This is a genomic window from Arthrobacter sp. NPDC058130, assembly GCF_042884475.1.
Lineage (GTDB): Bacteria > Actinomycetota > Actinomycetes > Actinomycetales > Micrococcaceae > Arthrobacter.
Genome location: NZ_JBHVTV010000007.1, coordinates 83920 through 110440 on the forward strand (window position 1 = coordinate 83920; position 26521 = coordinate 110440).

The following is a 26521-nucleotide window of genomic DNA, read 5'->3' on the forward strand; positions in this document are numbered from 1 at the left end:
GCGCAGCCGGGCCCGGGCATCCCTAACGTGGAACCGGGCTGCCACGGCGGAAAGGATGCCCGGATGATCTTCCACTGCACTCTCGCACAGTGCACCTTTTCGTCAGGTTCGACGCTGGACGGGCAGCTCGTTGAACTGGCCGTCGAGGTTCCCGACCGCTGCCCGGGCACGGACCTGGAGGCCGCCATCGCACGGCGCTACGGGACCGGCGGGCTGTCCGTTCGGGGAGCGCCGGTCGCCGCCATGAGCGTTGGCGTGCCTCCCCTGGTCCAGGGTGCCGTATTGGTTGAAGGCGCTGAAGTATTCCGCTCCGGGCAGGCCCAGCCGCGGACTGCCACGTTGCTGCTCACGGTGGACAGCGGGCCCGGCGCTGGCACGCTTGTTGCCCTGCATCGGGGGCGGTTCCGGATCGGACGCCGCGGCACCGAGATCGTGATCCCGGATGCCGCACTCTCGCGGGAGCACGCCCGCCTGGACGTGTCAGACTCGGACGTCACGATCGTGGACCTCGGGAGTGCGAACGGAACCAGCGTCGACGGCCGGAAAGTCCGGACCGCACCGGTGAGTACGGCGTCCTCGATCCGGTGCGGCGACTCCACGATTTCGCTCCGTCTCGGGCCGCCGGCTGTGCCCCACGCTGCCGGGGACTCCGTGACGGCGCTCGCGGGCTCCAGCGTTTCCGCCCCGCTGGTTGTCCGCGCCGCGGCTGCCCCCACTCACTGGGCCGGCATGGTCCTGGCCGCGGCGCTGCCGCTCGCGGCCGGCGTCGGCCTGGCACTTTTCACCGGCATGTGGATGTTCCTGGCTTTCACCGCTGTGTCAGCCGTCTCCGTCCTTGTCCCATTCCTGTCAGGGCGCCGCCAGCGCAGTGAACTCAGCGCCGCCGTGGCGGAGGCCGCGCTGCAGGACAGGGAACGGCGCCGGGCGGCCGCTCCTTCCGCGGCGGACCTGGCTATCGCGTGCGGGGCGGGGTTAACCGCGGCGAGCCGCTCAGCCGAAGGGCAGTCACCGGGCATCTGCCTGCGGCTCGGGCTGGCGGATCAGGCGGCGAATATCCGGCTGGAGCCAGCGGATGCCAGGTTCTGCCCACCGCCGCTCGGCCAGGTGCCCCTGACGTTGGACCCGGCGCCGGCGGTGGTGACCATCCACGGCCCTGGACCTGCCGTGGCGGGGCTGGTGCGCTCGTTCATCATGCAACTGGCCGCCTATCCCCTCGGCGGCAGCACCCGTCTGCTCCTACATGGCCCTGTGGATACTCTGCCGTTGTCCGCGCGTTTCCTGCCCGGCGTCACGTTGTCCGGGAACGACGCCACCACTGCTGCGCTGTTGGCCGCAGGCACCGGGGATCCGGACGGTCCCGGCAGTCCGGATGCTCCGAGCGGTCCGGGCGGTCCGGGCGGGGGATTCGACGGCGCAGTCCTCTTCCTTTGGGACACTCCCGGGCCGCCAGGGACAGCGGCGAGCGCAGCGGCGGCCGGTGCCGGGCCGGCGCTCCGGTCCCTTGCCGCAGCACACGGGTGGAGGGTGATCGAGTGCTCGCCGGAGCAGCGTCCCGGAAAACACGTTGGAATTGTCCTCGGCAGGCCCAGCGTCCTCATGACAGCCGGGGCACCGCCCATGGACTTCATTCCGGATCTGGTCCCTGCCGTGGCCTTTGACCGCTTCTGCCGGGGCTTCAGTGCCACACCGCGGACCACGGCGGCTCCCCCGCCGGCCATCCCGGAACGGCCCTCCCTGGCTGACGTCCTTCCCCTTGGAGCACAGGAAGTCTCCCGGCGCTGGTCCCGGAGCGGCTCGGACGCCGGACTGGGTGCGCCCGTCGGCGCGGGGATCCTCGGGGCCTTGCGGATCGATCTGAAGGCGGACGGTCCGCACTTCCTGGTCGCAGGGACCACCGGTTCAGGGAAATCCGAGTTCTTGCGGACTCTGGCCGCCGGCCTCGCGGCCAGCCATCCACCGGACCGCGTCAACCTTCTCTTCGTCGATTTCAAGGGCGGCTCGGGCCTGGGCCCCCTGGCAGGGCTACCGCACTGCGTCGGCATGCTGACGGATCTGGGCGCTGCGGAAGTGGAGCGGACGCTCGTTTCGTTGCGGGCCGAGGTCAGGCGAAGGGAGGAGCTTCTCGCCCAGGCGTTTGCCCCGGACCTCGCGGCGTACGAGTCGTCGCAGGCGGCCGGACCGCCCGTCCCCTATCTGGTCATCTTCATAGACGAGTTCAGGATCCTGGTCGATGAAGTACCCGGGGCCCTCTCCGAGCTTATGAGGATTGCCGCCATCGGCCGATCGCTGGGGATCCATCTCATCATGGCCACCCAGCGCCCGCAGGGAGCACTGAACGCCGACATCAGGGCAAATGTCACCTCCTGCATCGCCCTCCGGGTCCAGTCCGGTCCCGAATCCTTCGACGTCATGGGCTCCGGGCTCGCGGCCGCCATCCCCATCGCACGTCCCGGGCGGGCGTTCCTGATCCGCGGCGCCCAGGCCCCGGAGGAGTTCCAGACGGCCACATTGACGCCCGGGACCGCCGGGCGGGCGAACAGTGCGGTCACTGTTCGCACGGTCACGGAGCACGTGACGCGGCCGCACGTCGTCGCCGGGCTTGGTGCCGGGCTTCGCGCTGGCGTCTCCCCCGGCCGCGAAGATCCCGATGGCGGCCCGGGCCTGACCCCGGGGCAGGGGGCGGCGCCGTTCATCGGCACCGTTGTGCGCCTGTGGCAGGATCTGGGCGGGCGGCGACCCGGCCGGCCGGTGGCAGATCCCCTGCCGGCGCAGCTGCCACATCCGGGTTACGTGCCCGCAGACCTGAAAACCGTCAGGTTCGGGCGCGTGGACCTGCCGGAACTCCAGCGCGTCACGGAACTGGACTGGAGTCCTGCCGGGCACGGTCATCTGGGCCTTGTCGAGGCTGACGCAGGCGCTGCCGACCCCGCCGTGGCCCTCGCTGTAGAACAGCTCCTGAACCGCGTGGTGGAGTCGCACCTCTACATCCTCGACGCCGCCGGTGCCTTCAGCGCCGCCCCGGCGGCGCCCCGGATCGGTGCGGCGGCCGGCCTGCACGAAGTGCGGCGTGCCGCCAGGGTACTGCGGAGGGTTGCCGGCGAAGTCACGTCACGGCTGAGTGCGCCCGCGGCCCGGCCACGGCCCGAACTCGTCTTGGTGCTCAGTGGCTGGGGCGCCTGGGTTTCGGCTTTCCGTTCCGGGCCGCTGGCGTGGGCCGAAGACCTCGTTCAGGACATCGTGCGGGACGGTTCCAGGGCAGGGATCACGGTCATCGCCTCCGGTGGGCGCGAGCTCGTGACCGCCAGGTTTTTCGCTGGCCTGCCAAACCGGATGTATTTTCCTGCGGGGTCCACCGAAGAGGGCCGCCTTGCCTGGCCGCGGCTCCCGGCGCTGGAGCCGGTCTCCGGCCGCGTAGCTGTGTTCGGTGCCTTCGTGCCGAGCCCTCTGGCGAGCGGCCACGCGGCCCAGCTGTTTGAACCAGCAGTCACCGGCGGGCTGTACCCCACGGGTGGACCCGTCGCGATGAGGCCTTTCCGGGTGGACTCCCTGCCTGCGTTGGTGACTGTGGACGAGGTGCTGGCCCAACGTGGCAACCCCGGGCTTGGCCAGCCGGCAGCAGGACTGCTCCTCGGGGTCGGCGGGGACGAACTTCGGCCGCAGGCAGTTCGGTTCCCGGGCGGCGGCGTCCTCGCGGTCCTCGGCGGCCCCGGCTCCGGGAAGAGCAGCCTGCTGGCTGCGCTCCCGGGAATGAACCCCGACTGCACCTGGCTCGCGCCGCAGCCGGGCACCGATCCCGGCCAGTACTGGTCCGAGGTCCACTCCAGCGCGCTCGCGGGCACTCTGGACCGCGGAGCAATAGCCCTCGCGGACGACGCTGACCTGCTTACGCATGCAGCCAATAGCGCCCTGGCGGCCCTGAACAGTCTTGGGTGGAGAGTGGTCCTCGCTGCGGGATCCGGCCCGGCCGTCGGGCAACAGGTGCTCCTCGCTGCCGTCGCGCGCAGCCAGGGACGCGGGGTCCTGATTTGCCCGCGGGGGCTCATGGATGGGGAGCCCTTTGGGGTCCGGTTCGACGCGGAGGAAAATCCTCCGCCGGGACGCGCCGTCGTCATTTCCGACGGCCGGGCGACGCCGGTCCAGTTGGCCACTACAGAGCGGGCGGGGCTCCGGCTCCCCGTGAGGCGAAGGCTATGACCCGCTTGTCGAACAGGAGCACAATTGCGGTCACCGCCGGGATCAACATGGCCAGTCCGGCCAGCGGAAAGCCACCGGTCAGGGTCGGAAAGCCAATGGTCAACACGAAGAGCTGGGCCACCAAGGCACCGGCCCGCGGCCAACGGAACCCGCGGAGCAGGAAGCGTGCCACGGCAAAGAGCCATACGGAGAACGCCAGAAGCAGGCACAGCGTGAAGACGGCACCCCAGAAGGAGAGGACAGGTGCGCCGGTCAGCAGCTGGGTTCCGTACCAGCCTCCCGCCACGAGCAGCGCCGTGGCCTCCAGCGCGACGATGACCGCGATGACAATAATTCCCCTTGGCCGCACAGAGTCTCCGGCAGCCGCTCCGACCGGCTCGTCCGCCGGGCTCCGGGGCGAACTCTCGCCGGGACGCTGCCCGCCGCTTTCCTCGGCATTGCCCCGGGGGTCATCACGGGGGTTTCCGCCGGCATTTTTGTCGGCATTTTCACGGGGGTCTTCAGGGTTCACAGGGGGCCTTGACACACTGGCACACTACCGGACATAGTCGTCTAGATGTGAGGACGCCGCCACTGAATGTGATGCATCGCTCACGGTCTCGAGGCATCTTGACCTCTATTACCCCTTGTTTACACAGCGTTAACATGACACGCTTAATCCAGATGACCGAGGGGGCCCCAATGGGCCCTTTTCTTATGAAGCCTCTAGTGAATAATTTCACAAAGGCATTTAACGAGTTCCCAGGAATGGAGTGACTGATCAGCATGGATTGGCGTAATCGCGCAGCCTGCCTTGACAAGGACCCGGAGCTGTTCTTCCCCGTAGGAAACACCGGCCCCGCCCTCCTGCAGATCGAGGAAGCGAAAAGCGTTTGCCGGCGCTGCCCCGTCGTTGACACCTGCCTGCAATGGGCTCTGGAGTCCGGCCAGGACGCCGGAGTCTGGGGCGGCATGAGCGAGGACGAGCGCCGCGCCCTGAAGCGCCGCGCGGCCCGGGCACGGCGAGCTTCCTGATCCCGCTGCCGGAATGCCGGCAGCAACGCACCACCCGCAGCAATGGCCGCGGACCCACGGGTCCGCGGCCATTGCCCGTTTGAGCCGCTGACCGCCGGCCGGCGGTACTACCCCGTCGGCCGGCGGGAGCTTCAGACAGTGACGTGAAACCCGTCAATTCGGGGCACCTGCACTGCGCGGAATGTCAGCGTGGCGGATTGTCAGCGTGCCGTAAGGCTCAGGACAATCTGGACAGCGGTTCCCCCGCCGTCCCTGGCCTGCCAGTGGATCGTGCCGCCAAGCTCACTCGTGACCAGTGTGCGCACGATCTGCAGGCCAAGGCCCTCGGTGTAGGGTGTGCCCGGCAGCCCGACGCCGTCATCCTCCACCCTCACGGTGAGAAGTTCGTCGCCGTCCTCGGTTTCGGAGCGGTCGGCAATCAGCCAGACGGTACCGGTCCGTCCCTCTAGCCCGTGCTCGACGGCGTTCGTGACCAGTTCGTTGATGACGAGGGCCAACGGGGTGGCGAAGTCGCTCGGCAGGTCCCCGAAGAGTCCCGAACGCTGGGTTTTGACCTGCTGGGAGGGCGAGGCGACCTCGGCCGAGAGCCGGAACTGGCGGCCGATCAGCTCGTCGAAATCAACACTCTGGGTCAGGCCCTGCGAAAGCGTCTCATGCACGAGGGCAATGGTCGCCACCCGCCGCATCGCCTGCTCGAGCCCCTGCTTGGCCTCGTCGCTGACCATGCGCCGCGACTGCATCCGTAACAGGGCTGCGACGGTCTGCAGGTTGTTTTTCACGCGGTGATGGATCTCGCGGATGGTGGCGTCCTTGGTGACCAGTTCCATCTCCCGGCGACGCAGCTCCGAGACGTCCCGGCACAGGACCAGGGCGCCGAACCGCTGCTGCTCGTCGCGCAACGGGATGGCCCGCAGCGAAAGGCTGACGCCGCGTGACTCGATTTCGCTGCGCCAGGGCATGCGGCCCGTAACGACGAGCGGCAGAGTCTCATCGACCAAGCGCCGGTCCTTCAGGAGCCCGGCGGTGACCTCGGCGAGGGACCGGCCCTCGAGGGACTCGCCGTCGCCGAGGCGGCGGAACGCGGACACCCCGTTGGGGCTGGCGTACTGCACGATCCCCTCGGCGTCGAGCCTGATCAGGCCGTCACCGACGCGCGGGGCGCCGCGGCGCGAGCCCGTGGGCGACGCGAAGTCCGGCCACAGCCCCAACGTTCCCATGCGCAGCAGATCGTAGGCGCATTGGCGGTAGGTGAGCTCAAGGCGGGAAGGCATCCGCGAGCTGGAGAGGTCCATGTGGGAAGTCACGACGGCCAGGGTGCGGCCGTTGCGGACCATCGGGACCGCCTCCACCCGCAGGGCCATGTCGCTGCTCCAGTTGGTCTCGTTGGAGCGCTCGATCGCGCGGCTCTCCCACGCCTTGTCGACCAGTGGCTGCAGGTCCGACCTGATCCCCTCCCCCACGAAGTCGGCGTGGAACACCGTGTGCGTGGTGGAGGGGCGGACGTGGGCGAGCGCCACATAGCCGAACTCAGGATGCGGGAACCACAGGGCGAGGTCCGCGAACGCGAGGTCGGCGACCATCTGCCAGTCGCCGACCAGGAGGTGCAGCCACTCGGCGTCCCCCGGCCCAAAATCAGCATGCTCCCTGATAGGGTCCGTAAAGATTGCCACAGCACCTCCATTTGCGACGCCGGGGACGGCAGCCCCTAGCGTCGAACGATTGACCTCAAGAGCCTCAATGCTACCGACAGCGAGGCCATGTCATCGGCCTCGAGGGCATTGACCTCGTCAAACATTGACTTCGCCCGGGTGAGCTGTTCCACGTTCTGGCTCTCCCAGGCGGCCAGCCGTTCTTCCGCGGGAGTCCCGGCCGGTGTGCTCTCCAGGACCGCCATCGTCATGTCCGAGACAGTGGAGTAGAGGTCATCGCGCAGGGCTGCACGGGCCAATGCCTGCCAGCGGTCCGCCCTCGGCAGCTTGGTGATGCGTTCGAGGAGGGAATCTGCGTGGAAGCGGTTGAACACCGTGTAGTACACGTGGGCAATGTCGGCCACGGATTCCGAGCTGACATGGACGATCTTGGCGATATCCAGGAGCACGAAGCTCTCGAACAGCTCGGCCCAGCGGTGCGCCAGGTCCTCGGGAAGGTCCCAGCTGCGTGCCTTCTCCAGCCATTCGGCCACACGGGCGCGGTCGTCGCCGCGGAGGTAGTCCAGCAGCCGGGCCCGCATGGGATCCATTAGCGGCTTGAATTCGGCCACGATATCGGCGATGGGACGGGATGTGGAGCCCTGGCCCAGGAGCCAACGGACGGCGCGGTCCAACAGCCGCCGGATGTCCAGGTGGACAGTGCTCCAGTGTTCGGTCGGGAACGACGCCGGCAGTTCGTTGAGTTCCTTGACCATGATGTCCAGCTCGTAGACCTCGCGGAGGGCCACGAACGCCTTGGCTACGGCAGCTTCCGTGGCCGAGGTTTCCTCAATGGTGCGGAATGCGAAGGTGATGCCGCCGAGGTTGATCATGTCGTTGGCAACCACGGTCGCGATGATTTCGCGGCGCAGCGGGTGGGTGTCCAGTTCGGCGTCGAACCTCTCCCGCAGCTGCTTCGGGAAGTAGGCCCGCAGCGTCGTGCGGAACCACGGGTCATCGGCGAGATCGCTGTCGCGCAGCGCGCTGGCAAGTTCGATCTTGGCGTAGGCGGCCAGGACCGAAAGTTCCGGGGACGTCAGCCCCTGGCCCTGTTCCAGGCGCTCCTGCAACGTGGCCGTGGTGGGCAGCGCCTCGAGGTCGCGCTTGAGGTCGGCCGACTTTTCCAGCCAGTCCATGAGCCGTTCGTAGCTGGGGCTCCATTCGGAGACCCGCATGCGGTCGTTGAGCAGGAGGATGTTCTGGTCGATGTTGTCCTCGAGCACCAGCCGGCCGACCTCGTCGGTCATGGAGGCCAGGAAGTCCGCACGTTCGGCGGGGTCAAGCTTGCCCGCCGCGACCATCCGGTCCACGAAGATCTTGATGTTGACCTCGTGGTCCGAGCAGTCCACACCGGCCGAGTTGTCGATCGCATCGGTGTTGAGGATGACGCCCTGCAGCGCGGCCTCGATGCGTCCGCGCTGGGTCATCCCCAGGTTTCCGCCTTCACCGACCACCTTGACCCGCAGTTCGCGGCCGTCGACGCGGATGGAGTCGTTGGCCTTGTCGCCGACTTCGGCATTCGTTTCGGTGCTGGCTTTGACGTAGGTGCCGATGCCGCCGTTGTAGAGCAGGTCCGCTGGCGCGAGGAGGATGGCGCGCAGGAGTTCCGGCGGGCTCAGCTCCGTGGTGCCCTCCGGGAGGCCCAGGGCGGCGCGGACCTGCGCCGACACGGGGATTGACTTGGCCTGCCGGGCAAAGACGCCGCCGCCTTCGCTGATGAGCGACTTGTTGTAGTCGTCCCAGGATGACCGGGGCAGTTCGAAGAGCCGCTGGCGCTCCGCGTAGGACGTTGTCTCGTCCGGCGTGGGGTCGAGGAAGATATGCCGGTGGTCGAAGGCTGCCAGCAGACGGATGTGCTTTGAGAGCAGCATGCCGTTGCCGAACACGTCACCGGACATGTCGCCGACGCCGACAACCGTGAACGGTTCGGACTGCGTGTCGAGGTCCAGCTCGCTGAAGTGGCGCTTGACCGACTCCCAGGCCCCGCGGGCGGTGATGCCCATGGCCTTGTGGTCGTAGCCCACCGAGCCGCCGGAGGCGAAAGCGTCGCCGAGCCAGAAGCCGTACTCCGCGGCGAGGCCGTTGGCGATGTCGGAGAAGGACGCCGTGCCCTTGTCGGCTGCGACCACGAGGTAGGAATCGTCGTCGTCGTGGCGCACGACGTCGGCTGGCGGCACCAGCGTTTCGCCTTCCGGCGTCGTGATGAGGTTGTCCGTGATGTCCAGCAGGCCGCTGATGAAGGTCTTGTAGCTTTCAATGCCTTCGGCCATCCAGGCGCTCCGGTCAACGGCCGGATCCGGCAGCTGCTTCGCGTAGAAGCCGCCCTTCGCGCCGGTGGGGACGATCACGGCGTTTTTGACAGTCTGTGCCTTGACCAGGCCGAGGATTTCGGTGCGGAAGTCCTCGCGCCGGTCGGACCAGCGCAGCCCGCCGCGGGCCACCTTGCCGAAGCGCAGGTGGACACCCTCGACCCGGGGAGCGTAGACCCAGATCTCGAACATGGGCCGCGGGAACGGCAGGCCCTCGATGCGGGACGGGTCCAGTTTGAAGCTGAGGTGGGCCTTGTTCTGGTAGTAGTTCGTCCGGAGCGTGGCCTCGATTAGGTTCTTGAACGTACGCAGCACCCGGTCGGCGTCGAGGGTCGCGACCTTCTCGATCGCGTCATCCAGTCCGGCGAGGACCTCGATCTCCTTGAGCAGGCGATCGGAGTCGCTGAGCGCCGGGTCAAAGCGTGCCGCGAACAGGGCGCTGAGTCCCCGCGTGACATCCGGGTTCGCCAGCAGGGTGTCGGCCAGGAAACCAAAGGAGTTGGTGTTGCCCATTTGCCGCATGTACTTGGCGTAGGCCCGCAGCACCACCACCTGGCGCCAGTGCATGCCCTCCCGCAGCACCAGCCGGTCGAAGCTGTCCGACTCCACGGCGCCGGTCACGGCGGCGCCGAAGGACTCGGCCAGCAGCTGGCCCGTGGCCGTGGGGTCCACACCGGCGGGGTACTTGAGGCCGAGGTCGTAGAGGAAGAAGTCCCGGTGATCCGCGGTCTCGATCTCGAACGGGCGTTCGTCCAGCACCTCAAGGCCGAGGTTATGGAAGTAGGGCAGGATCTGGCTCAGGCTCTTTGGCTCCAGCATGTAGAGCTTGACGCGTGCGTCCTCTTCCAGCGTGGCTCCGGCGCCTTCGGGCAGATACACGTGGACGCCGGGCTGTTCCTTGACGGCCTCCGCGGCACGTTCGGCCGCGGCACCGTACTTTTCGAAGCGGTCGATGTCCTGGAGCGCGTCCTCGATCTCGTAGTCCACGCGGTAGCTGGGCGGGAACGCCTCTGCCCAGACAGTGGCCAGTTCCTTGGAACCGTCCTCCCTGACACCGGCACCCCCGCTCCCAGCGCGGGCGCGCAGGACCTCGGAAATGCCTTCGCCCCAGGAGCGGGCGGCCCGGACCAGGCGCTTCTCCAGCTCATCGCTGTTGACGTGGCTGACGTCGGCGTCCTTCGGCAGCCGGATCCGGAAGAAGAGGCGGGCCAGCGCGGATTCGGTCATCCGCGCTTCGTAGTCGATGGACACGGCGTTGAACGTCTCCCGCAGTTCCTGCTCAATGCGCAGGCGGACGTTGGTGGTGTAGCGGTCGCGCGGCAGGTAGACGACGGCGGACATGAACCGGCCGTAGATGTCGGGCCGCAGGAAGAGCCTGGTCCGGCGGCGTTCCTGAAGCCGCTGGATGCCTGTTGCGATGGCGGCGAGGTCCGGGATTTCGATCTGGAAGAGCTCGTCGCGGGGATAGGTCTCCAAAATGCCCAGCAGGTCCTTGCCCGAGTGCGAATCCGGCGGGAAGCCGGCGTCGTGCAATACAGCGGCGACTTTTTCCCGGACTACGGGGATATCCCGCACGGATCCGGCGTAGGCGGTCGTGGCGAAGAGGCCGATGAAGCGCTGCTCCCCGTTGACGTTTCCGGCGGCGTCGAAGCTCTTGACGCCGATGTAGTCCAGGTAGGCCGGGCGGTGCACGGTGGAGCGCGAGTTTGCCTTGGTGATGACGAGGGCGCGCTTCTCGCGTGCCTTCTTCCTGCCGGCCTCGGTGAGGTGCTGGATTTGGCGGGTGTCCGCGCCGGCGCGGAGCAGGCCCAGGCCGCTTTCCTCGCGCAGTTCCAGCACGTCCTCGCCGGATTCGTTCACGAGGTCGTATTCGCGGTAGCCGAGGAAGGTGAAGTTTCCGTCATCGAGCCAGCGGAGCAGGTCCTGGGCCTGGCGCAGCTCGGCAATCTGTGCCCGGTTGGCCAGCCGGTCCAGGTCCGCGGAGATTTCAAGGGCCTTGGTGCGCATCTTCGGCCAGTCTTCGACGGCGGCGCGGACGTCGCCGAGCACCCGGGAGATCCCCTTCACCAGTTCCGCGCGCTTGTCCTCGCCGACGAGGTCGATTTCGACGGCGATCCAGGACTCCATGTGCGAGGCGTTGTCGCCTTCGGCGATCAGGTGGGAGAGGTTCGGCATGGCCGCGGTGTCACCGCTGGAGATGCCCAGGTGGGAGGGGACGCGCGCGACCTTGACCAGTTCGCCGGTCTCGCGGTTGCGCGTCACCACGAACAGCGGGTGGAGCACGAGGTGGATGGGGGCGTTCTGGCGGACCAGTTCGGCGTTGACGGAGTCCACGAGGAAAGGCATGTCATCGGTGACGATGTAGAGGACGCTGCAATCGGCCTCGTCACGGATGGCAATGTTCGCGACACCGGGCAGCCGCGTCGCCGCAATCTGGCGGTGTGTTTCGGACCTGGCCGTCAGGACTTCCTCGGGATATGCCCGGAAGTCCTCCTCCGCGAGGTGCTCGTAGTAATCCCCGAGGTAGCTTTTGCCACCACTGATCGAAACGGGCTGATCCTCCACGCTGGACCCAGACGACATCGAAACGCCTCCATAAAAGAAGTTCACAGCCGCCTCTTTGCGGCTCTTATGATGACCCTAACCGTTTGTCCGGCGCCGTGCTGTGGAAGAAAAGACAAAGGATTTCTTGTTTCGCTGTTCAGGTGCACAAACCAATTTGGCGATCGCCTGCCGCAGCTCGGATTCGGGGGCGGATTCGAGCAAAAGGGCCCCCGAAAGCAGCGCGGCATCGCTCGCCGCGGGGTCAGACGGCAGGAACGCCGACAGGGACACCGCCGGGCCGTAGCGCTCCCACGCCGCCCTGAGTTGACGCTCCGGCGACCGCCCCACGGCTGCGGCCCTGACTTTGTTCAGAATCACCTGGGGTGATGCCTGCGGGACGGCTGTCTGAAGCTCGGCCAGGCCGCGGACCAGCCTCGGCACTCCGATGGAGTCGGCCGCTCCGACGGCAAAGACCGTATCGGCCAGTTCCAGGCTCCTCAAGGTCGCGGCGTTGCGCCGCGGCGCGCCCACGTCGAAGCCCAGCTCGTCATCGGCTTCGAGGCAGAAGCCGGTGTCCACCACAACGACATCCACGATCTCCCGTGCCCGCTCCAGGACCAGGGTGAGCGCCGCGGCACGCAGTTCGGTCCAGCGGTCCGCCCGCGTGATCCCGGTGAGCACACGGAACGTTCCGGCTTTGGTCGCCACCGTAGTGGCGATCCTGAGCAGGGCCTCGGCGTCGAGCAGCCCCTGGTCTGCCAGCCGGCACGCCTGCGCCAGTCCGGCAGCCTCGTCGAGCAGTCCCAAAAGGGCGGCCACGCTGGCGCCGTAACTGTCGGCGTCGACCAGCAGCACGGATTGTCCTTCCGCGGCCAGCTCACCGGCGATGTTGGCGGCCACCAGGGTCCGGCCCGGCGCGCCGGCCGGGCCCCAGACCGCGATGATCCGGCCCACCGCGGCAGCGCTTCGGGTGCCTGCGGCGTGCGCACCGGATGGCCGCGGCACCTGTGCGGCAGCAGTGGCTGCGCCGGAGGAGGCAGAGGAGGCGACGTCCGCCGCAGCCGGCTCCGGCCGGCGTCCGGCGCCACTGAGCTGCGCCACCGCTGAAGAAATCCGCGCCGCCAGGGCTGCGGCATCAACGGCGAGGGCTTCTGCAGCCACGCCGATGGTCCGCAGCCGGGCCGTTTCCTCCGGATTGTCGGTCAGGGCGATGACCACGACGCCGACGGCGGACAGCCGGTCCACCAGCGAGGCCGTCAGCTCTTCGCTTCCCGTCGCGACGACGGCGGCGCGGGCCAACCCGCTCTGGCAGGCGGCCAGCAGTTCCGCCAGCTCGCCGCACCGCCGGACAACGGAGACGGGTCCGTGCAGCCGCTCCAAACCGCCGACCAGATCGTCGCGGGAATCCCCCACAGTCACCACGGGAATACTCATCGCGCGGCACCGCCGGGATTCCAGACGACCGCGATTTTTGCTTTGTTGGCCTGGGCTCCCAGCAACTTCGGCATCTGGGCGTCCGGGACGAGCACCATCACCACCGTGGACCGGGAGGACCCCAAGGCAGTGCTGCCCGCGGTGACCTGGGCAATTTCGGCGCCGGACAGGAGCAGTGTGGGCTCGGCGAAGCCGTTGCGGGTATCCGGCAACGCCACCCAGACGTCCACGCGGGAGCCTGCCACGGCCTGGGCGGGGAGATTTTCCTCAACGGTGACGGCGACGGGTTTGCGGTCCAGCCCATCGAGCCGGCCGACGCTTTCGCGCGGGAGCAGCTGGTCCTTGCCGATCCTCTGCACAGCCACGAGCCCGGCATCCAGGCCGGACTCCGGTGTCAGGTAGTACTGTTCCACCTCGCCGAGCCGTACTTTGACCCGGTGCAGCTTCTCGGGGGTCAGCGTCTCGCCGACGGCGATCGGCTCGCGGGCCGCATACGCTTCGGTGGTCTGGTCTGCGGCACCGACCAGCGAGACCACGCCGACCACGGATGCCAGGACCAGCAGGATTCCGACGAGGAGCCGGGGGTCCTTCCAGGACGGCCTCTTCAAACGGGCCCCTTCGGCCGCCGCGCTTCCACTCATGCGTCCGCTCCCCCTGTCGTCGCCGTCCGTTCCCGGGATGCCGGACACCCCTATTGTTACGCCCTGGCGGTCCGGGCGGAAGATCCAGGGCCAAACAGACCCAAACTGTGGATAACGGCACCAAGAGGCATCAACGGTGGCAAAATGGACTCATGCCACGATTCCTGACTCTCGCAGATGTTGCCGAGCAGCTCCAGATCAATTCTCCGGCCGCCTATGCGCTGGTTCGCAGCGGCGAGCTCAAGGCGATCCAGGTGGGCGGGCGCGGCCAGTGGCGCGTCGAGGAGAAGATGCTCGAGCAGTACATCCAGGAACGCTACGCCGAGGCCAGCCGCATGATCGAAGAGGCCAAGGCGAAGTCTGCCGGGAGCTGAGCCCGCGGCCCTGGCTACCTGCGGGCGCTAACCGCCCGCCGCCCCGGCTACCTGCGGGCGCTAACCGCCCGCCGCCCCGGCAGACCTGATGCCCGCCAGGGCGCCAAAGGGAATGCTCACGACTTGCCGGGCATTTGCCGGACCGCGGCCCTGGCTGTCGCGGGGCACGGCCAGGTCCAGGAAATCCCGGCCAACCGTTTCAATGACGCCGTGAAGCGTCGCCTCCGCCCGCCCCCGCGCGACAAAAATTGTTACCCGTGCCCGGTTCCTGGCGAGCCCGCGGAGGGCGTTGCCCAAACCGAGCCGCCGGCGGACGGCCGACGGCTCGGTGACCGCCACCCGTGAAAGACCCACATACTGCGCGGCCGCAGCATAGGGAATGAGCACCTGATGCTGGGGCTCATCAAGAACCAGGGCCTCGCTGCCTGCATGGCTGAGCTCCCCCTCGAACGCCGTCCCTGAAGACACGTGCACCCGGATCCTCAGCCCGAGGGACCCGCGGAGCCGGTCCGCGAGCTCCACCCCCGCCGAGTCCACCAGGGCGCGCTCGGCAATTTCTGCCTCAAAATCCAGCTGCTGGCGCGCGGCCAGCTGTGCCTCCATGTCGTCAAACAAGGCGTCCCACCGCATGGCGCCAGCGTAAGCGCGCCCACCGCACCGGTCAATCCGCGGGTGAATCCACCGGGCAATCCACCGGTACCGGGGAGTCCACAGCCGGCCGGCAATCCACAGGGCGCGGACTGCATCTAGACAAACGCCCCTTTACAGGATCAGACTTCCTTCAATGGCAATAAAGGCCATCAAGAAGCATCAAATAACCTCAAATGGCATCAAACAGTTGAAATGAACGGAGGCAACAGCCATGGACCGTACAGCGGGACCGCATCCCCAGCCCCAACCCAATCCCCGGCCCGGGGCCGTGAGCCTGCCCTGGGCCCGGCAAGCGCTTCGCGCCGACGCGGCCATGGCCGCCGTCATCCTGTTGCTGGGGATCTTCCTCGCGGGCATGGGAAGGTTCCTCGTCCAGCGCTGGCAGTCGTCTTCGGCGCGCCAGCAATCGCTTTCCTTCGAGGACCAGCTCGGGATCGCGGCGAATACCGCCGGGCTGATCGTCATCACCTGGTGGGTGATGTCCCTCGCCATCGCCGTCGCCGCGGCAATGCTTGACCGTCTTGGCAGGACCCGCGCCGCGGCCGCCACAGGCCGGTTCAGTCCGGCGTTCATGCGTCGGTTGGTTCTCGCCGCCGTCGGGCTGCAACTGCTTACGGCCCCGCTGGCCACCGCGGCCACTGCGCCCGACGGGCCCGGTACAGGGCTGGCCGCGCAGGCAGCGGTGACGGCATCGTGGACACCGGCACCCAGGCAGGCCCCGGCGCCGGAGCCGCAGGTCCCCGCCGTCACTGCCGGGGTGGACCCGCGATGGAAGCCACTGAGTCCGGTCGTGGATCCCGGCCCGCTGGCCGCACGCCCCGTGCGCGCGCAGGACATTCCCGCCCGCAGGGAGGTCACGGTGCGGTCCGGTGATTCGCTGTGGAGCATCGCTGCGGCGGCCCTGGGTCCTCTGGCTACCGACGCCGACATCGCCAGGGATTGGCCCCGGCTGTATGCGGGCAACCGCGAAGCGATCGGACCCAACCCGCACCTGCTGCGGCCCGGACAGGTCCTCACCCTCCCGCCAGGAGGCTAGGGACCTGCCGCACCGCAACCGGGCCGGCCGAAGGTCCATCCAGCACGGGCACGCCGCACCAGCATCAGCATCCGCATCCGCATCAGCATCAGCATCAGCATCAGCACAAACATCAGCACGAACATCAGCACGAACATCAGCACCCGCAGGAGCATCACCGTTGGAAGCATCGCCCCCATCAGCCATCTGGCATCAGCAAAGGAACCGTCATGAACGCAGTCACCGGAATCCGCCCAGCCGCGGCTACCCCAGCCCCGCATGCCCCCGCCCTCCGGGTTGTGTCCGGCACGGCACCACCGGCCGTGCAGACCGCAGCCGCCCCGCCGCCCCTGCGCGTCGTTGACGAAGCCCGCGACATTTGTGCGATTTCGCGCAGCACCGTACAGGCGGCCATCGAAGTGCTGGCCGGCACCCGGCCCGCCCAGCAGCTCTCCCGCCGCCTGGACCCGCGCTGCCTGGCGGCCCTGCAACACCGCGCCGCGCTGACCCGCAGGATCGCCTCCGGCAGCTCGCCAACAGCGGGCCGGCTGCACCGCAACCCGTCCGTCCGGACCGTCCGGGCCTGCCGGGTTTCTGATGACGTTTACGAGGCCAGCGCCGTGGTGGTCGAGGAATCACGGGTCCGCGCGGTCGCGCTGCGGCTGGAGCGCGGCACGGCTGCCTGGCGCGTCACGGTGCTGGAAATCGGCTGAACGGCCGGGCCACAGGCAGAAGCAGGCAGCATCAGGCAGAAGCGGCAGGAACCTGCCGGTACCGGACATGCCTGTCGGGGACCACAGCCGGCAGGCACCGGGCCGGGCCGGAGGGAAAGGAGGCGGAGAAATACGGGAGGACCGGAGCAGTTGCTCCGGTCCTCCCGTACGTTGGCGTCGCGCCTAGCGCCGTTTCTTCTTCGCCGTGCGGCGGCCAATGTCCTGCGCCGCGGCCTTGGCCGGGTTTCCCGATCGCCCGGAGCTCTTCGCCTCGATCCGGGTCTGGGCGGCACCGTCCTCGCCGGGGGCGGTGTACTGCAGCTGCGCTGGCTTCTCCGGGGCTTCGAGCCCGGCTGCATGGATCTGCGGCTCGTGATGTTCGGTGTGCTGGCCTTCGGCGTCCGCCACTACAACGTCCTCGGCCGGTGTCACCTCGACGTCGAGGTTGAACAGGAAGCCGACGCTCTCCTCGCGGATGGCCTCCATCATGGCCTGGAACATGATGAAGCCCTCGCGCTGGTACTCCACCAGCGGATCGCGCTGGGCCATGGCGCGCAGCCCGATGCCCTCCTTGAGGTAGTCCATCTCGTAGAGGTGTTCCTGCCACTTCCGTCCGATGACGGACAGCACCACCCGGCGCTCCAGTTCGCGCATGCTCTCCGAGCCAATCGCCTGCTCCCTGGCCTGGTAGACCAGGCGGGCATCGGAAAGGATCTCTTCCCGGAGGAAGTCAACCGTGACGCGGGACTTGCCGCCGGCCTCGTCAATGACGTCGCGCGGCGTGAAGCTCACCGGGTACAGGGTCTTGAGATTGGACCACAGCAGGTTAAAGTCCCAGTCATCGCCGGTACCCTCGGCCGTGGCCGCGTCGATGAACGCGTTGATGGTGTCTTCCAGGAAGTACTGGACCTTCTCGTGGAGGTCATCGCCCTCCAGGATGCGGCGCCGGTCACCGTAGATGGCCTCGCGCTGGCGGTTCAGGACGTCGTCGTACTTCAGCACGTTCTTGCGCTGCTCGGCGTTGCGGCCTTCCACCTGGCCCTGGGCCGAGGCGATGGCACGCGAAACGAGCTTGGATTCGAGTGCGACGTCGTCCGGCACCGAGCTGTTCATGAGCCGTTCGGCCGCGCCGGAGTTGAACAGGCGCATCAGGTCATCGGTCAGCGAGAGATAGAACCGGGACTCGCCCGGGTCGCCCTGGCGTCCGGAACGGCCGCGGAGCTGGTTGTCGATGCGGCGGGACTCGTGCCGTTCGGTACCCAGCACGTAGAGCCCGCCCAGGTTCAGGACTTCCTCGTGCTCGTCCTTGACGGCCTGCTTGGCAGACTCGAACGCCTCGGGCCATGCGGCCTCGTATTCCTCGGAGTTTTCCTCCGGGTCCAGGCCCCGCTTGGCCAGTTCGGCGACGGCGGTGAACTCCGCGTTGCCGCCGAGCATGATGTCGGTACCGCGGCCGGCCATGTTGGTCGCGACGGTGACGGCGCCCTTGCGGCCAGCCTGGGCCACAATGGACGCTTCCCGCGCGTGGTTCTTGGCGTTCAGGACCTCGTGCCGGACGCCTTCCTTGGCCAGCAGCCGGGAGAGGTATTCGCTCTTCTCGACGCTGGTAGTGCCGACGAGGACCGGCTGGCCCTTTTCGTGGCGTTCGGCGATGTCCTGGACTACGGCGTCGAACTTGACCGTCTCGTTCTTGTAGACGAGGTCGGCCTGGTCGGCGCGCTGCATGTCGCGGTTGGTGGGGATCGCCACGACGCCGAGCTTGTAGGTGCTCATGAACTCGGCGGCCTCGGTCTCGGCTGTGCCGGTCATGCCCGCGAGCTTGTCGTACATGCGGAAGTAGTTCTGCAGTGTGACGGTGGCGAGGGTCTGGTTCTCGGCCTTGATCTCGACGCCTTCCTTGGCTTCGATGGCCTGGTGCATGCCCTCGTTGTAGCGTCGGCCGGCGAGGATGCGGCCTGTGTGCTCATCGACGATCAGCACCTCGCCGTCGAGGATGACGTAGTCCTTGTCCCGCTTGAACAGCTCCTTGGCCTTGATGGCGTTGTTCAGGAAGCCGATCAGCGGGGTGTTGGCGGACTCGTAGAGGTTGTGGATGCCGAGGTAGTCCTCGACCTTTTCAATGCCGGCCTCGAGGACGCCGACTGTGCGCTTCTTCTCATCGACTTCGTAGTCGGTCTCTGCCTGCAGGCGGGTGACGACCTTGGCGAATTCGCTGTACCAGCGGTTCGTGTCGCCCTGGGCGGGGCCGGAGATGATGAGCGGGGTGCGGGCCTCGTCGATGAGGATCGAGTCCACTTCGTCGACGATGGCGAAATGGTGGCCGCGCTGGACGAGTTCCGAACTGTCCCACGCCATGTTGTCGCGCAGGTAGTCGAAGCCGAATTCGTTGTTGGTGCCGTAGGTGATGTCCGCGGCATACTGCTCGCGGCGCAGTGCGGGGTCCTGGTTGGAGAGGATGCAGCCGCTGGTCAGGCCGAGGAAGCGGTAGACGCGGCCCATGAGGTCGGACTGGTATTCGGCGAGGTAGTCGTTCACGGTGACAACGTGGACACCCTTGCCGGTGAGGGCATTGAGGTAGGCCGGAGCAGTGGCCACCAGGGTTTTGCCTTCACCGGTCTTCATCTCGGCGATGTTGCCTAAGTGCAGGGCGGCGCCGCCCATGAGCTGGACGTCGAAGTGGCGCATGCCGAGGGTACGGGAGGAGGCTTCGCGTACCGCCGCGAACGCCTCGGGCAGCAGATCGTCGAGCTTTTCGCCGGCCTGGTGCCGTGCGCGCAGACGGTCCGTCTCTTCACGGAGCTCAGCATCCGTGAAGGTTTGGAAGGAGCTCTCCAGGGCATTAATGGAATCGGCATAGTTCCGCAGTTGCCGCAGGGTTTTTTTGTCACCCGTGCGGAGAAGTTTTTCGATAAGTGATGCCACGTGAAATTGCTCCCAGTCTCAAGCTGCCGAATTCTGGCGTGTTCAGTCTACGGGAGAGACGCAGGGCCGGTGGCGCCTGTTCCCTCACAGCGGATACTGCTGTTTACCGGGCGCCACGGCTTCGGCGAGCGCCGGCGCAAGGTCCCCTGCTGGCGAGACAACAACCCCGTCCAGTCCGAGCCACTCTGCCATGAGCTGCAGTTCCGCGGCCAGTTCGACGGCGGTGTCCGCCGGCGCGCCGGCCTCGGCGTGGGCGGTCCTGACCAGGAGCCGGCCGCCGGCCCGATCCGCCTTGAGGTCCACCCGCGCGACGATCCCGTCGCGGAGCAGGAACGGCAGGACGTAGTAGCCGAACTTCCGCTTCGGTTCCGGAGTGTAGATCTCGATCCGGTAGTGGAACCCGAACAGCTCCTCGAGCCGCCGGCGCTCGAACACCAGGGAGTCGAACGGGCTCAGGAGCGCCCGCCCGGTGGCTGAACGCGGGAGTTTAGCCTCCGCGTGACGGTACAGCGGCCGGTCCCAGCCGGCCACCTCCACCGGCTGCAGCCGGCCGCTGTCCACAAGGTTCGCAACTGCCACGGCGGCGGCTTTCTGCGGCGTCCGGAAATAGTCCGCGAAACACCGCACGGTCCCAATACCGTGGGCCTGGGCGGCGGCGTCGATCAGCCGGTCCATCGCCGCTGCCGCGTCCAGTTCGGGCACCTGCGTTACGCCCAGCCCGGGCAGCACCCTGGCGGTGAGCATATACCGCCGCTCGAAGGATTCGGTCCGCGAGGATGCGGAGACAAGGCCCTCTTCGAACAGATGTTCCAGCACCCTCTTGACCACATTCCAGTTCCAGCCCCAGTTGTCCTGCTGCCGGTCCTCCACGTGGCCGAGCCTGGCTGTCAGTTCGCCCGCTGTCATGGGTTTCCCGGCCGCCAGGGCTTCCAGCACCCGGGCCGCCACGCCGTTGCGCAGTTCCGGGTCCATGGTGTGTGCGCCCACCCATTTGCGGTTCTGCCACTGCACGAGGTCGTGGAAGTGGTCCGGGCGGATGAAGCACGCTTCGTGGGCCCAGTACTCGATCATCCGGCGGGGGTGGGTCCCCGCCATCCGCTGCAGGATGGCGCGGTCGTAGTTGCCGAGCCGCGAGAAGAATGGCAGGAAGTGGCTGCGGGACACCACATTGACGGAGTCGATCTGGACCAAGTGCAGCCGGGCAAAGGTACGGCCCACCGCCCGTGCGCTCACGGTTCCGGCGGGCCGTACCTTGTCCAATCCTTGGGCTGCCAATGCGATCCGCCGTGCCTGTGACAGGCTCAGCGATGCTTGCACGTTAGTCCCTTCGTCGGCTGTTCTGCCCCAGCTTATGCACTGGCGGGCTCATCCTCTGAACGGTAGGCCAGGATTTTCTCTTCCAGAGTCGAATGTCCGGGCTCGCACGTCTGGTCCAAGGAGATGACCCCGTATGTCCAGCCATCGCGACGGTAGACCACCGACGGCGCCTTGGTTTCCTTGTCCACGAAGAGATAAAAGTCGTGACCCACAAGTTCCATGTTGTCCACCGCGTCATCGAGGGTGATCTGGGCCGCGGGGAACACCTTCCGGCGGATCAGCACGGGCGAATCGCCGGCCGGAATATCGTTCTCGACATCGTACGGCGACTTCTCCGCCGCCGGTGCTTGGCTCTCCTGCTGGTGCGCCGCCTCCACGTACAGAGGTTCGCTGGGGCTGGCCGGTTCGAGGGCTGCTGTCGCCTCGGTCACGGACTTCGGGGTGTGCCGTCCGTGGTGGACCTTTCTGCGGTCCCTGGCCCTGCGCAGGCGTTCAAGAAGCTTGTTGTATGCGAGGTCGAACGCGGCGAACTTGTCCGCGGCACTCGCTTCTGCGCGGATAACCGGGCCGCGCCCCAGGACTGTCAACTCAACCGTGAGCGATTCGGCGGTCTGGCGGGCTTTGGTCTCTTTGGTGACCTTCGCGTCTACCCTCTGGACCTTGTCTCCCAACGACGCGATCTTGGAAATCTTGTCGTCGGCATATTCGCGGAATCGGTCTGAGACCGTCAAGTTGCGTCCGCTGATCATGAACTCCATGGTGCCCTCCAAATGACTTCGGTGACACGACGGCGGTACTTCCCGGGGCCGATCTGACTGACAGTCGAGCCCCTTTCCGAGCCGCTATCGACAGGTACATCTGTTCTTGGTACCCATCATCGACGTTAGTTCATAGACACCTGTTATTCATCCTTTTACGGTTTATTTTTTTACGTCCCGCCGTTCGCCCCTGCGCCGTGGGGCCTGGCGGCGCCGACGTCGGAAAACGCCGGCGCGCGTGTCGCGGCCAGCACCACCGCGCCGCTGACAGTGGCCCCTGCGGCCCGGAGTGCGCGGGCCGCCTCCGCCAGGGTTGCGCCGGTGGTCAGCACGTCATCGACGATGATGCAGGGACGTCCCGCGACCCGCGGCGACCACGGCCCGGCCCTGGCCCGCATGGACCCCCGGACGCGCCGGGCACGGGCGCCGCGGTCCAGTCCCTTCTGTCCGCCGGGCAGGTAGCGCTCCCCGTTCCGGCCGGCCCGCAACAGTTCGAGCGGCGTCCGGCTCCCCGCGGGCGGTACCGTTTTTCGCAGGGCGTCGGCGACGGTGAAGCGCGGGATTTCGTCTCCGCGGACGAGCCGGCGGAGCAGGAGATGGACGGGGCTGAAACCCCGTTTGCGGAATGCGGCGGCGCTCGTGGGCACGGGGACGAGGACGAGCCCCTGTGCCTTCCCGGCAGCGGCCTGAAGGGCCCGCGCCAGGCCCCGGGCCAGCTCGCCGGCCAGCCGCTGCTGTCCATGGCTTTTGAAGGACAACAGGCACTGGGCCAGCTCTGCCCGGTAGGCACCGGCCGCAACCACGGGCAGCAGCACCGAGCCGTCCATGTCCATCAGGGCCGGAGCCTGGGCTTCTGCCCGGAAAGGCATCAGCGTCAGCAGGCGGAGCTGCCGGGAGCATGCGACGCAGAGCGCCGAGTCCTCCGCGCCGCAACAGACGCAGTCCACGGGAATGGCCAGGGCGAGCAACTCTGCCGCTGCCTCGGCCGTCCGGTCGCACAGCCTCGCCAGCGGCCGCTCGTAGCTGCCGCGGTGCCGGGCCGCGGTGGTTGCGGCCGGGGCGAGGTCCGGATCCGCGGCCGGCCGGCCGTGACCGGTCTGCTGGCCTGTGCACTGGCCTGTGCACTGGCCTGTGCACTGGTCTGCGCACTGGTCTGTGCACTGGTCTGACTGCGGGCCTGTGTGGCTGCTCATCCTCCCACCCTGGACCGGGGACGCCGTCGGTGGCAGCGCCGCGGGCCGCTATGTGGACAACGCCCGCACCCTGCTCAGCCGGGGAAGGACGGGTCGATCGGGCCCTTGAGCTGCGGTGACCAGCCGTTGCCCAGCCGCTGGAAGATCCCTTCCGCTGACTGGCCGTAGATCTCGGATGTGCCGTTGCCTGCGCTGAGCGCGGTGAGCCCCGGCCACGGCGCCAGCTGCTGCGGCTGTGCGGAGGTCAGGGACAACAGCTCGGGGGTGACGGCATCGCTGGCGGAGGCCTTCATGACCGCGACCGTGGTGTCATCCACCCAGACTCCCTGGTCCGGGTCCCGGGGGGTGAGGAGCGTCAGGGGCACGGTCAGGTCCCTCGGCGTGCCGTCCGCGTTCCGGATGATCCCGGTGATCTGGACTTTACTCTTCCCGTTCTGCTCCGAAATAACCAGTGCGCGCGTGCCGTCCCGGGAGACCCGGAACTCCTTCACGGTCCGGCCGGCAAGCCAACCCGGCGTCAGGGTCACGGTGGGCACGCTGGCGCTCTCCGGCACGCCGGCGGGCCGGTAGGCCACCACCTCGGTGGCGCCTGCGGCCCCCGGCCCGGCGGTCCAGACCCAGTCGTACCGGCCGAAGGACGGCCGGGACAGGGTAGCCCGCGTGGTCAGTGCCCTGGCAGGCTGGCCCGGAACAATCGAATACAGCGTGGTGCGAGCCGCGTTGAGGAACGCGGCGGCCTGCGACTCGATCGACTCCGCAGGTGCCCGCGGTGACAGGGCTGCGACGGACTGGATGTCCGGCAGCGGTGAGATCCGGTTGTTCTCGTACCGGACCAGGTCGTTGTTGCTGACGGCGATCTGGTAGGCGGGGATGCTTTCGTCCCGGACGGGAGGCAGGACGGTGCCGTTGTCCTCGACGCGCACCAGGTCCTGGTTGGCCCGGAGCTCGACATTGATGACATCCGGCTGGCTGCGGAACGTCAGGGCCAGCTGCGTCTGCATCCGCAGCCGGTCCTCGTTGGAGGCCTCGACAAGGTCCTTGGCAGTGAGATCGACCTGGGCCGCACCGGAGACCACGGGCACGGACTCGCGCGCCAGCTTGATGCCGGACGGGAACGCACTGACGACGGCGCCCTTCAGGTACGGGGCAGGTCCGCCCAGCAGGGCACTCGTCATGGCCTTGACGGTCTTCTTGCGGATGAACCACCGGACATCGGGCACGGCGTACGTGAACGTGGGGTCGTAGAAATAAATCGGGTACGCACCGTAGATGACCTTGAAGGTCTCTTCCGGGATGGCGGTGCCGTCCGGGAGATCGGAGATCCGCCACTCGCCGTCCACCTGGGTCAGCGTGACCGGAATGCTCTCGGTGGTGCCTTCGGGCAGCTGCGTGGCCACGCCGTCGGCGTCCACCGAATAGGCGAGGTCGAGCCGGTAGTTGAAGACGTTTTCGACGCCGGTGGCCACCACTGTGGCCTTCCGGAAGACGAGCGCCCGCTGGTCCGGCTTCCAGGTCACCGACGACCCCTGGGTCAGGTACTGCCGGGCCACGGCGTAGTCGTCCTCGTAGCCGCTGCCGGCCAGGTAGAAGTCTTCGATGACAGCCTCGGGTCCCGCGCCGGGACGCGGCGCGGACGGGAAGAAGACCGGCGCGTTGGGGTTTCCCGCGCTCTCGTCCGTACTCTTGCCCACCGGCCCGGAGCGCGGAATCTGGGCGCACGAGGTCAGCAGGAGCAGGAGCACAGCAAGCAGCGCAGCCCCCACCCGGGTGAATTTGCGCGAAACACCGCTCATGCCTTGCCCTCCGTCCCGGTTCCCCGGGGGACGGCCGGGCCGCCGTCCGGGTTTGCCCCGCCGGCTTCGGTCTCCGGAGTCCCGTCCTGCGCTTCCGCGGTTCTCGGCGCGTCCAGCAGCACGACGGTCCGCTGGGTGCCTGCCTCCGGGAGCCCGACGTTCACCGGTTCGAGCTGAAGCGGGGACTTGGTGATCGGCTCGTCACGGCGCAACGGAAGGGTCAGCCGGAAGTTCGAGCCGTGGCCCTTGCTCCCCCACGCCTGCAGCCAGCCATCGTGGAGCTTCGTGTCTTCGGCCGCGATGGACAGTCCCAGGCCGCTGCCGCCTGTGGTGCGGGCCCGGGCGGGATCGGCGCGCCAGAAGCGGTCGAAGACGCGGGCAGCTTCAGCCGATGTCATGCCGATGCCGTGATCCCGCACGGCCACGGCCGCTGAAGTGCCATTGGCGGCCACGGAGACATTTACCGGCCGGCCCTCGCCGTGCTCGAGGGCGTTCAGGATGAGGTTGCGCAGGATCCGGTCGATTCTGCGGTCGTCCATGTCGACGATGATGCTGCCGGCCGGGGCGTTGAGGGTCACGGCGGAGCCGTATTCGGCGGCGACAGGCGCCACTCCGTCAATGACGTGCGCGACGAGCTGCACAAGGTCCGTGGGTTCGGCGTCGAGGGTGGCCGCGCCCGCGTCAAAGCGGGAAATTTCCAGGAGGTCCGCCAGGAGCGACTGGAAACGCTCAACCTGGTTGTAGAGCAGCTCCGCGGACCGCTTGTTGATGGGGTCGAATTCCTCGCGGGCGTCATAGAGGACTTCCGCGGCCATGCGCACGGTGGTGAGCGGCGTGCGGAGTTCGTGGGACACATCGGAGACGAACCGCTGCTGCATCTGCGAGAGCGTGGCCAGCTGCGTGATTTGTTCCTGGAGGCTTGCCGCCATGTGGTTGAACGAGGCACCAAGCCGGGCGACCTCGTCCTCGCCCTTGACCACCATACGTTCCTGCAACTGCCCGGCGGCGAGCTTCTCGGAGACGACGGCGGCGTGGCTGACCGGGCTGACCACGTTGCGGGTGACATACCAAGCGACGCCGCCGATCATCAGCACCAGCAGGGCACCGCCGGCCAGCAGGACATTCTGGATCTCGTCCAGCGTCTTCTGCGCCGTGTTGAGGTCGTAGATGAGGTAAAGCTCATAGACGGTGCCGTTGAAGGTCACTTTGTTGCCTACGGCGATGCCGGGCCGGTCTTCGGTCCCCACGGGGAACTGCGTGGAGGCCCAGTACTGGTCTTTGCCGGAGTCCTGCACGGCCTTGCGCAGGTCCGGGGGGATAACGCCGATGGTGAGCTGGTCGGAGGCCCGGGATTCGACCCAGCGGTTGCGCGGCTTGGTCTGCTCCGGCATTGCCTCGAACACGTAGCGCCGCTGGATCACGGACCCGCGGCCCTCGACGGCGTTCAGGGTGTCGTAGACCAGCGTGATGACGCTGGACTGGTCGGTGACCTGGGCGCCGTCGAACGTGTCCTGGACCTGCTTGACGTTGTAGCGGGTCTCCGATTCGGCCTGGGCGAGCCGTTCCTGGAACAGGTTGTTGGCGATCTGGTTGGACAGGTACGCGCCCACGACCGCGAACGAGCCGATGGCCAGCAGGAGCGTGGTGAGGACGGTCCGGAACTGCAGCGAACGCCGCCACTTCTTCTGCACCGACCGGAGCAGGTACAGGATGCCGGGCCAGAGGCGCCGCCCGCCGGTCCTGACCAGACGTGCGACCCGGACCCCAACGATCCTCGCGCGTTTGGCCCACAGCCGGGTCCGGAAGGCGAGTCTTCGCCAAAGGCCCGGTCCGCCGCCTGTAGGCGGCGTCACGGGCCCGACGGCGGGCAGTGCGGACGACTCTGCGGGCGACGTCGGTGCGCGCTCGACGTCGGGCAGGGCGGGCGGGTCTGCCGGCACCGTGTCCGGCGTCATCTCCGG

General features: G+C 67.7%; 18 protein-coding genes. 5 read left to right on the forward strand and 13 right to left on the reverse strand.

The annotated features are described in order from the left end of the window. Nucleotides 1-63: 63 nt before the first annotated feature. Nucleotides 64-4194, forward strand: coding sequence for an FtsK/SpoIIIE domain-containing protein (locus tag ACFVTM_RS13515; protein WP_390203985.1), 4131 nt, complete (start codon nt 64-66; stop codon nt 4192-4194). On the opposite strand, the gene ACFVTM_RS13520 is transcribed toward ACFVTM_RS13515, so the two are convergent. Further along, nucleotides 4148-4720 carry a hypothetical protein gene (locus tag ACFVTM_RS13520; protein WP_390203986.1) on the reverse strand — a complete coding sequence of 191 codons (573 nt, stop codon included), beginning with the start codon at nt 4718-4720 and terminating at the stop codon, nt 4148-4150. The genes ACFVTM_RS13515 and ACFVTM_RS13520 overlap by 47 nt on opposite strands. 239 nt (nt 4721-4959) lie before the next feature. Here ACFVTM_RS13520 and ACFVTM_RS13525 point away from each other — a divergent pair, with 239 nt between their 5' ends. Further along, on the forward strand, nt 4960-5208 hold the full coding sequence (locus ACFVTM_RS13525) for a WhiB family transcriptional regulator (protein ID WP_003804966.1): 249 nt from the start codon (nt 4960-4962) through the stop codon (nt 5206-5208). 200 nt (nt 5209-5408) lie between these two features. Here the strand turns inward: ACFVTM_RS13525 and ACFVTM_RS13530 are convergent, their stop codons facing one another. The 4 genes from ACFVTM_RS13530 to ACFVTM_RS13545 are packed head-to-tail and all read right to left on the reverse strand — an operon-like array spanning nt 5409 to nt 13824. Next, a complete protein-coding gene (locus ACFVTM_RS13530; protein WP_390203987.1) occupies nt 5409-6878 on the reverse strand; it encodes a sensor histidine kinase in 1470 nt (489 codons plus the stop codon). 35 nt (nt 6879-6913) lie between these two features. After that, a complete protein-coding gene (locus tag ACFVTM_RS13535; RefSeq protein ID WP_390203988.1) occupies nt 6914-11788 on the reverse strand; it encodes an NAD-glutamate dehydrogenase in 4875 nt (1624 codons plus the stop codon). 57 nt (nt 11789-11845) lie between these two features. Continuing rightward, the gene (locus ACFVTM_RS13540; protein WP_390203989.1) at nt 11846-13183 is read right to left on the reverse strand and encodes a CpaE family protein; all 1338 of its coding nucleotides are present in this window, start codon (nt 13181-13183) and stop codon (nt 11846-11848) included. Then, the gene (locus tag ACFVTM_RS13545; protein ID WP_390203990.1) at nt 13180-13824 is read right to left on the reverse strand and encodes a hypothetical protein; all 645 of its coding nucleotides are present in this window, start codon (nt 13822-13824) and stop codon (nt 13180-13182) included. Before ACFVTM_RS13545 ends, ACFVTM_RS13540 begins: the two co-directional genes overlap by 4 nt. A 152-nt stretch (nt 13825-13976) precedes the next feature. On the opposite strand from ACFVTM_RS13545, the gene ACFVTM_RS13550 reads away from it, so the two are divergent. Then, a complete protein-coding gene (locus tag ACFVTM_RS13550; protein ID WP_018775212.1) occupies nt 13977-14198 on the forward strand; it encodes a helix-turn-helix domain-containing protein in 222 nt (73 codons plus the stop codon). A gap of 60 nt (nt 14199-14258) precedes the next feature. Here ACFVTM_RS13550 and ACFVTM_RS13555 read toward each other — a convergent pair whose 3' ends face one another. Further along, nucleotides 14259-14828 carry a hypothetical protein gene (locus ACFVTM_RS13555; protein WP_390203991.1) on the reverse strand — a complete coding sequence of 190 codons (570 nt, stop codon included), beginning with the start codon at nt 14826-14828 and terminating at the stop codon, nt 14259-14261. A 232-nt stretch (nt 14829-15060) separates the two neighbouring features. On the opposite strand from ACFVTM_RS13555, the gene ACFVTM_RS13560 reads away from it, so the two are divergent. Continuing rightward, nucleotides 15061-15885, forward strand: a complete 825-nt coding sequence (locus tag ACFVTM_RS13560) for a LysM peptidoglycan-binding domain-containing protein (protein WP_390203992.1) — start codon at nt 15061-15063, stop codon at nt 15883-15885. On the opposite strand, the gene ACFVTM_RS13565 is transcribed toward ACFVTM_RS13560, so the two are convergent. Further along, complete coding sequence (locus ACFVTM_RS13565) at nt 15882-16043, reverse strand: hypothetical protein (protein WP_390203993.1); 162 nt, start codon at nt 16041-16043, stop codon at nt 15882-15884. The two genes, ACFVTM_RS13560 and ACFVTM_RS13565, sit on opposite strands and share 4 nt — an antisense overlap. A gap of 51 nt (nt 16044-16094) precedes the next feature. On the opposite strand from ACFVTM_RS13565, the gene ACFVTM_RS13570 reads away from it, so the two are divergent. Further along, on the forward strand, nt 16095-16577 hold the full coding sequence (locus ACFVTM_RS13570) for an Rv3235 family protein (protein WP_390203994.1): 483 nt from the start codon (nt 16095-16097) through the stop codon (nt 16575-16577). A gap of 183 nt (nt 16578-16760) precedes the next feature. On the opposite strand, the gene secA is transcribed toward ACFVTM_RS13570, so the two are convergent. The 6 genes from secA to mtrB all read right to left on the reverse strand — a co-directional run bounded on the left by secA (nt 16761) and on the right by mtrB (nt 26515). Beyond that, on the reverse strand, nt 16761-19499 hold the full coding sequence (gene secA, locus ACFVTM_RS13575; RefSeq protein ID WP_390203995.1) for a preprotein translocase subunit SecA: 2739 nt from the start codon (nt 19497-19499) through the stop codon (nt 16761-16763). Nucleotides 19500-19583: 84 nt separating this feature from the next. Beyond that, entirely contained in the window at nt 19584-20816 is a 1233-nt protein-coding gene (locus ACFVTM_RS13580; RefSeq protein WP_390203996.1) for a winged helix-turn-helix domain-containing protein, read from the reverse strand. A 32-nt stretch (nt 20817-20848) separates the two neighbouring features. Further along, nucleotides 20849-21574 (reverse strand): ribosome hibernation-promoting factor, HPF/YfiA family, encoded by a 726-nt coding sequence (hpf, locus tag ACFVTM_RS13585; RefSeq protein WP_390203997.1) that lies wholly within the window; start codon nt 21572-21574, stop codon nt 20849-20851. Between the two features lie 170 nt (nt 21575-21744). Further along, nucleotides 21745-22767 (reverse strand): ComF family protein, encoded by a 1023-nt coding sequence (locus tag ACFVTM_RS13590; protein ID WP_390203998.1) that lies wholly within the window; start codon nt 22765-22767, stop codon nt 21745-21747. Nucleotides 22768-22841: 74 nt separating this feature from the next. Further along, nucleotides 22842-24560: an LpqB family beta-propeller domain-containing protein gene (locus ACFVTM_RS13595; protein ID WP_390203999.1), complete on the reverse strand. Its 1719-nt coding sequence runs from the start codon at nt 24558-24560 to the stop codon at nt 22842-22844. Beyond that, nucleotides 24557-26515, reverse strand: coding sequence for an MtrAB system histidine kinase MtrB (mtrB, locus tag ACFVTM_RS13600; RefSeq protein ID WP_390204000.1), 1959 nt, complete (start codon nt 26513-26515; stop codon nt 24557-24559). The genes ACFVTM_RS13595 and mtrB overlap by 4 nt, the downstream gene beginning before the upstream one ends. Nucleotides 26516-26521: the final 6 nt, after the last annotated feature.

Bases quoted from the DNA above. Each gene is read 5' to 3' on its own strand.
- ACFVTM_RS13515 (WP_390203985.1), top strand. From the start codon at position 64: ATGATCTTCCACTGCACTCTCGCACAGTGCACCTTTTCGTCAGGTTCG.
- ACFVTM_RS13525 (WP_003804966.1), top strand. From the start codon at position 4,960: ATGGATTGGCGTAATCGCGCAGCCTGCCTTGACAAGGACCCGGAGCTG.
- ACFVTM_RS13535 (WP_390203988.1), bottom strand. From the start codon at position 11,788: ATGTCGTCTGGGTCCAGCGTGGAGGATCAGCCCGTTTCGATCAGTGGT.
- ACFVTM_RS13540 (WP_390203989.1), bottom strand. From the start codon at position 13,183: ATGAGTATTCCCGTGGTGACTGTGGGGGATTCCCGCGACGATCTGGTC.
- ACFVTM_RS13545 (WP_390203990.1), bottom strand. From the start codon at position 13,824: ATGAGTGGAAGCGCGGCGGCCGAAGGGGCCCGTTTGAAGAGGCCGTCC.
- ACFVTM_RS13550 (WP_018775212.1), top strand. From the start codon at position 13,977: ATGCCACGATTCCTGACTCTCGCAGATGTTGCCGAGCAGCTCCAGATC.
- ACFVTM_RS13555 (WP_390203991.1), bottom strand. From the start codon at position 14,828: ATGCGGTGGGACGCCTTGTTTGACGACATGGAGGCACAGCTGGCCGCG.
- ACFVTM_RS13560 (WP_390203992.1), top strand. From the start codon at position 15,061: ATGGACCGTACAGCGGGACCGCATCCCCAGCCCCAACCCAATCCCCGG.
- ACFVTM_RS13570 (WP_390203994.1), top strand. From the start codon at position 16,095: ATGAACGCAGTCACCGGAATCCGCCCAGCCGCGGCTACCCCAGCCCCG.
- hpf (WP_390203997.1), bottom strand. From the start codon at position 21,574: ATGGAGTTCATGATCAGCGGACGCAACTTGACGGTCTCAGACCGATTC.
- ACFVTM_RS13590 (WP_390203998.1), bottom strand. From the start codon at position 22,767: ATGAGCAGCCACACAGGCCCGCAGTCAGACCAGTGCACAGACCAGTGC.
- ACFVTM_RS13595 (WP_390203999.1), bottom strand. From the start codon at position 24,560: ATGAGCGGTGTTTCGCGCAAATTCACCCGGGTGGGGGCTGCGCTGCTT.
- mtrB (WP_390204000.1), bottom strand. From the start codon at position 26,515: ATGACGCCGGACACGGTGCCGGCAGACCCGCCCGCCCTGCCCGACGTC.